Raw genomic sequence first — 5,685 nt, forward strand, 5'->3', positions numbered from 1 at the left:
AAATAGGGTGTCCACTAAACGAGGGTAACCTCACTGGTGCTACGTCGAGTTCCAGTAAAGTCTGCTTCCCCGTACCCACGGTCAGTGTGCATTTGCGTCTCTCTTAGAAACTGAGAGCCAAGGTCAAGGCCTTTGCTCGATGACATTTCGAGTGCTACGACTTCGGCCTCAGCACTTTCCATAACCTCTTCAAGACTCTTTGCTTCACCGTAGTGCGGATTTGGCTTTCTTAGCTTATATTTGACGCGAACAATCTTATCTACGGTTGACTTCCAGGTTTCAAAATCGATCGATCGCTTTAATGGGCTAACAGTCCACTTCTCACCTTCAAGGGACAGCAGCGCACGTATAGCCCCTAAAGCACTAGTGACCGAAACATCTGCAGTCGGCTGAAGAGCCAATTTAAGAGTTTCAAGATTCACCGCAAACGTGGCAGACGACCCATCCTTAAATTCGAACTCTTGAAAATCAAGCTCATTCTCGTCCCAAACCTCAGAAGTCTTGGGCCTATTAACGAACCCTAATTTTCCGATTAAGACGTTCCCTTCCTGCTCTACTTTTCCAACTCTCCAGATACGCCCATACCGCTCTACGCCGCTCCCCTGCGAAAGCGCATTTTCCACCCGTTGTCCATTGCTGTCTCTTGAAAGAAACGGCTCGACAGGGGGCTCAATTTGGACCCTATAGACTTTGACAGATTTCGACGGCATGAGAAGAAGTGTAGCCCTTGAACGCGCTCAAAATGAGCAATCGACTATTCTGCAGAAATTGTGCTGCTTCAGTAAAAAGTACAAATTTTACATAACCGCTGCCTTGGATACACAGATTTCCCTCTTTGCAGCCATTTCCGCAGCATCTCTGGAGTGGTCCTGAACCCCTGCTGGTTCAACTTTGAAACTGATAATCCTCGCATTGAGCCCTACTTTTCTCCACTGGGGCAAATGTCTTGGCGCGATCAAGCAACTATCAGATGCGCGTATCAGCCTCCGAATTTCATCGAGAGTACGTCCGCAACGTCAAGATGACTCTCGGCGTGGCAGACTATCAAGTCTAGCTGTTTGGTGCCTTTTGTATTCTTAAAAGCATTGCATCGACGGGGTGTGGTTGTGAGCTAGCGCGGGGCTCGAACTTCGATCGAGTATTTGAGTCACGAGCGTACTGGAACCGCTAAAGCCCCTCTTTGAAACTTGTCGTGGTCTCTGCCGCAGAAGTCGTCGCTTTCCTCCCCGGGCCTCACCCTGTTTTCGCCACGGCAGCCAAACCGTTCACTGACCCGGATCCCGCCCCAGTTGTGCGTTGCAGTGCTTGCGCCGGAAACTCGAAGTAGCCTTAGGAGTGTGTTTGATCCTTCCGAGCCCACCGAGGCGGAACTGCTTGCTGCTCGCGGCGTTTCGTTACAGGAGTTACGCGCTAAAGCAAAGCGTCATGCAAATCAGTTGGGTGACCCGCTTCAGGACGTTTCGGCTCTTATCTTGGCGGTGCATGCGGAGAAAACTTACCGGTACGAAGTGCAGCGTCGGCGTGAGGCTCTTTAAGTAGGTGAACACCTTCTTCATATTGTCCTACGTAACGCATCGTCTTGCGACAAAGGCAGACACCGCCCCACCCCAAAGGGTTAGGGTAACCTCAGGTTGGGACGGCCCCTACCGGCCCCGAAGTTGAGCGACCTTACCACTTTTGCATTCCTGCGCTTTCGCACCTTTTCAAGGTGTGTCGACTGTCTCAGGTCCGATTATGTCGGCTACGGTCAAAGACATGGAAGACACCGACATCAGGAAGCGCTGTTCGCCCGGCAAAAAAGGGCACGACCATGTTGTTGAGGCGTCCCAACGCGTCGGTGAGTGGTGGATGAAAACACGCCAGACGAAACTGATTGGTAGAAATAAGGAGACCATCAACGTCAATCCCTTCCTGTTGCCTATGGTCATGGCGTACCACGGCTTAGACAGTGTCGAGGATCTCGGCGAACTTCTGCTTGGGTCGCACCTAGTTGGAGGTCACTTCACTGGGTTCGGCAAGATGATTGACGAAAAACTCTTGCCTCATGTGTTTGGTACGCAGAAGTTTGATGCGAAGTATAGGAACTCTACGCCGCCATACTCCCACTCGGCTTTTAATGACATTGACCACAGCGTCTACCGCGATGGGTACACGGACCTGCTTTCACTCAAAGCGTCGCCTTGGACTATCAACCTCGGCGGCGCAAAGGACTTGAATGCCAGTTTTGCGCAAATCAATGAGTACTACATGGAGCCAAATCCTGGAGTTTACGGCGAGGTCGCCGTCGGGGTTCTTTATGGCCAAGAACAAGACCTAACCGATAAGTACACCATTTTGCGGGGCGCTGATCCCGCAAAGAACGCTAAACACCACCTCAGAAACGTGTCGAAGGCGGTTCACGTATATGCAGGTCGTGAGTTCTGGTCTTGGCTCAATTTCGGCGAGCACGATACTCAAGACTGGGTTCTAGAAGGGCTAATCCAAGCCGCCGAGCAAGTTACCGACAAGGACAAGCAGCAGGCGCATATCCACAAACTTATTCGTGAATCGAAAGCGTTTGAGGGGCTTGCCCTGTCGGACGGTTCGCCGGACTGGCAAGCCGTCTTGCGTCGGGTTAACGGCTAGTCACTAGCCTTACCTTCTCCGGCACTGTAGTAGCCCTGCTCGCCCAAAATTGTCTCTCCTCCCTTGAAGTACGACCGGGTGCGGACATGGGGGCGTAGATGGACAACACGAGGTTTCGGCAAGTCTTCCGGGTCAGGACTCGCTTCGATTTCCGAAAGAAGTTCACGCACAACGTTGCCGGCGACTTGCCCTAGACGGGGTGGAACTGCGTTGCCGACCTGCCTGAACTTGGCTGCTGCTGTACCTTGAAACTTCCAGTCACGGGGGAACTCTTGAATGCTTGCGGCTTCACCAACCGTAATTGCCCTGGTTTCCCTCGGGTGGCACATTGAGGTTCCGGCATGATTTGGCATGGTCACCACAGTGGGGCTTGGGTAGCCAAAGGAGAGCCTGCGCCAATAGGCACTACGGCCTCCCTTGAGGTAGTACGACTTGCCCATAGACTCTTTCTGAACTTCTGGAGGAAGGCTACGCCAGTTTCCGCCTTCGGGAATCATCGAGAGGTAGTGGAGTTTACGCTCCGAGAAGTCCATCAAGTCTGGGTCTGGGTCCACGAAGTCTTCCCCGCCAATCGCGTCTCCAAGAGTGCGAAATGGTGGGAGCCCGTCCTCTGGCCGATTAGAGAACTGCGGTACAGGAAACTCGACCTGTCGGTTGTGTTTGTTCCCAATGAGCACTAAGCGCTCTCGAATCTGCGGAGCGCCGTAATTGACGGAGTTGACCACGAAGCAGTCCACCGCGTAACCGATGTCGTTCATGGCACCCATGAACTCTTTGAGCAGGCTCCCTTTTTCTCGACGTGGGTCGTCGTCTGGTACGTTTTCGTCAGTCTTTGGGATGACCGCCATCGACAAAAGCCCACGCACGTTTTCCATAATGAAAGCGTGCGGGCGAACCTCGTTGACAATGCGGTGGAACTCCCAAAGCATTTGTCCTCTTGTGTCTTGGGTTCCGCGGCGTTTCCCAAATACAGAAAACGCCTGGCAGGGCGGACCTCCGACGACGAGGGGAACGTCGGTTAAGCCCGCGATCTTCATGAGTTGTTCGCCGGTTGTCTCGGTAATCGAGCTGTCCACGACGGGTAGATTTGGCCGGTTGTGACGGATTGTCCGTACCGCCTCCTGGTCAATTTCCACTGCCACCCGACTTTCAAACCCGGCGCGCTCAACTCCTAGATCGAGCCCCATCGCACCGGAAAACAGAGAGAGAAACGGAATCTCTGCGCTATCCACGCCAATACCTCCTTAAAACTTCTCTATACGGTACCGCTCGGGTGCGCCATACGACCAATCTAAAGGAACAGGTGTTCGATTGGCGCGGGTGGTTTTGTGGTGTTGTAGGACAACTTCTCTTAACAAAAAGTAGGAAGTGCGGCTGCCAAGCAATACTTTCTGTTTTAGGGAGATTTTAGCGAAAGCGTCTACCTAGGAGATTTCACTACGTCACTGTATGTAAGGCGCTCAGTTTCCTGTAACGGATTCCCCCATGCTACTCATAGGAGCTTTCCCTACACGTCTCTCGTTCCGAAACCCATTTCAGCGCCACGGCAACAAACCTGGAGCGAACGGAAACCAACCCTGTCATGGCACGGGAAACCTCGCCGCCACTACATCCAGCGCAGATGGGGCGGAGACCCCATAACAATGGTCTGCGTCGACAACTACGCCGACATCAAGATAACCGGCTCTTCCGGTTTTGGGGTGCGTAGCGGGGTGAGGTAGAACATGACGGGTTCAGCGGGTCACCACAACATGTAGGGGTCCCTGGTGTGAAGATGAAATGAGGTTACCCTCGTTTAGTGGACACCCTATTTGTACGGATCTTGTGTCCGTAAGAGAGGATGTTCATTGTGAGTCAACAGCGCAAGAAGTACACGCCGGAGTACCGGCGTGAGGCCGCGAACCTGGTAATCGAGTCAGAGCGCCCGATTGCCCATGTGGCTAAGGAGATTGGTGTTTCCGCCGGGCTTTTAGGCCGCTGGGTCAAACTCGAGCGTGAGCGTCGAGGAGCTTCAGATGGGATGAGTGAGGCTGATCTTCGTGCTGAGAATGCTCGCCTGCGCCGTGAGTTGGCAGAGGCCAAGATGGATAACGAGTTTTTGTCAAAAGCGACAGCCTTCTTCGCCGCGAAGCAACGCGAGCAGAAAAGTTCGAACTAATGCAGCAGGAGAAGGCAAACTACAGCATCAAACGCATGGCACGGCTATTAAAAGTATCTCGGTCTGGATACTACAAATGGGCCCATGTGCAGCAGAAACGACTATCCGGCGAAGATGATCGGGCAGCATTTTACGATGATGTTGACCGAAAGATTCAGCAGATTTGGAAAGACTCTGATGAGGTTTATGGTGCTCCGCGGATCACCGCAGAACTTACCGAGCGCTACCAGATCACATTGAATCGCAAGACTGTGGCTAAGCGGATGCGCATGATGGGCATTGAAGGGATTTCACCGCGTGCGTTTGTTCCGGTGACAACGATTCAATCCAAGCGTAAGTCAACTCTTCCTGACCTGGTCAAGCGCATGTTTGATACCGGTGAGCTCAACCGGGTGTGGATGTCAGATATTACTTACCTGCGCACCAGCGAGGGATGGTTGTACTTGTGCGCGGTCCGCGACGGTCATTCCCGCAGGGTGCTGGGTTGGGCTATGGATAGCGTTCAAGACACACACCTGGTCGAACGGGCCCTGCGGATGGCGCATACGCTGCGCGGTGACGTTCCTGATGGGCTGGTGTTTCACGCTGACCGTGGAACGCAATTCACTAGCGAGAAGCTCTGGGAGGTGTGCCGCAGCCTGGGCATTGCCCAGTCTGTGGGGCGTACTGGTGTGTGCTTCGATAACGCGATGGCTGAGTCGTTCTGGTCGACGCTTAAAACCGAGTTCTACGACCGTAAGCGTTGGTCTACCCGTGATGCCGCACGTAAGGCCGTTGCCTACTGGATTGAAGTCGTCTACAACCGTCGGCGCCGGCACTCCGCCCTCGGGATGGTCAGCCCCGTCGACTTCGAGAACCACACCGGTTCAACCACCAGCAGAAAAGAAATAGCTGCCTAACCA

General features: G+C 53.4%; 5 protein-coding genes. 3 read left to right on the forward strand and 2 right to left on the reverse strand.

What is annotated here, in order from left to right; genetic code table 11:
* Positions 1 to 14: 14 nt before the first annotated feature.
* A complete protein-coding gene (locus tag HMPREF2526_RS04200; RefSeq protein WP_148139535.1) occupies positions 15 to 710 on the reverse strand; it encodes a DUF4747 family protein in 696 nt (231 codons plus the stop codon).
* Positions 711 to 1,337: 627 nt separating this feature from the next.
* Here HMPREF2526_RS04200 and HMPREF2526_RS13175 point away from each other — a divergent pair.
* Both HMPREF2526_RS13175 and HMPREF2526_RS04205 read left to right on the forward strand, forming a co-directional pair.
* Positions 1,338 to 1,535, forward strand: a complete 198-nt coding sequence (locus HMPREF2526_RS13175) for a hypothetical protein (protein ID WP_148139536.1) — start codon at positions 1,338 to 1,340, stop codon at positions 1,533 to 1,535.
* A 220-nt stretch (positions 1,536 to 1,755) separates the two neighbouring features.
* Positions 1,756 to 2,625 carry a PDDEXK family nuclease gene (locus HMPREF2526_RS04205; protein ID WP_168163148.1) on the forward strand — a complete coding sequence of 290 codons (870 nt, stop codon included), beginning with the start codon at positions 1,756 to 1,758 and terminating at the stop codon, positions 2,623 to 2,625.
* Here the strand turns inward: HMPREF2526_RS04205 and HMPREF2526_RS04210 are convergent.
* The gene (locus HMPREF2526_RS04210; protein WP_210384390.1) at positions 2,622 to 3,857 is read right to left on the reverse strand and encodes a DNA cytosine methyltransferase; all 1,236 of its coding nucleotides are present in this window, start codon (positions 3,855 to 3,857) and stop codon (positions 2,622 to 2,624) included. The two genes, HMPREF2526_RS04205 and HMPREF2526_RS04210, sit on opposite strands and share 4 nt — an antisense overlap.
* A gap of 608 nt (positions 3,858 to 4,465) precedes the next feature.
* On the opposite strand from HMPREF2526_RS04210, the gene HMPREF2526_RS04220 reads away from it, so the two are divergent.
* Positions 4,466 to 5,682 (forward strand): IS3 family transposase gene (locus HMPREF2526_RS04220; protein WP_148139537.1). Its coding sequence is split into 2 segments (ribosomal slippage): positions 4,466 to 4,727 and positions 4,727 to 5,682, totalling 1,218 coding nucleotides; the frame shifts between segments, so codons are not numbered across the junction.
* The last annotated feature ends 3 nt before the right edge of the window (positions 5,683 to 5,685 follow it).

The organism is Corynebacterium sp. HMSC070E08, assembly GCF_001808895.1.
GTDB lineage: Bacteria > Actinomycetota > Actinomycetes > Mycobacteriales > Mycobacteriaceae > Corynebacterium > Corynebacterium hiratae.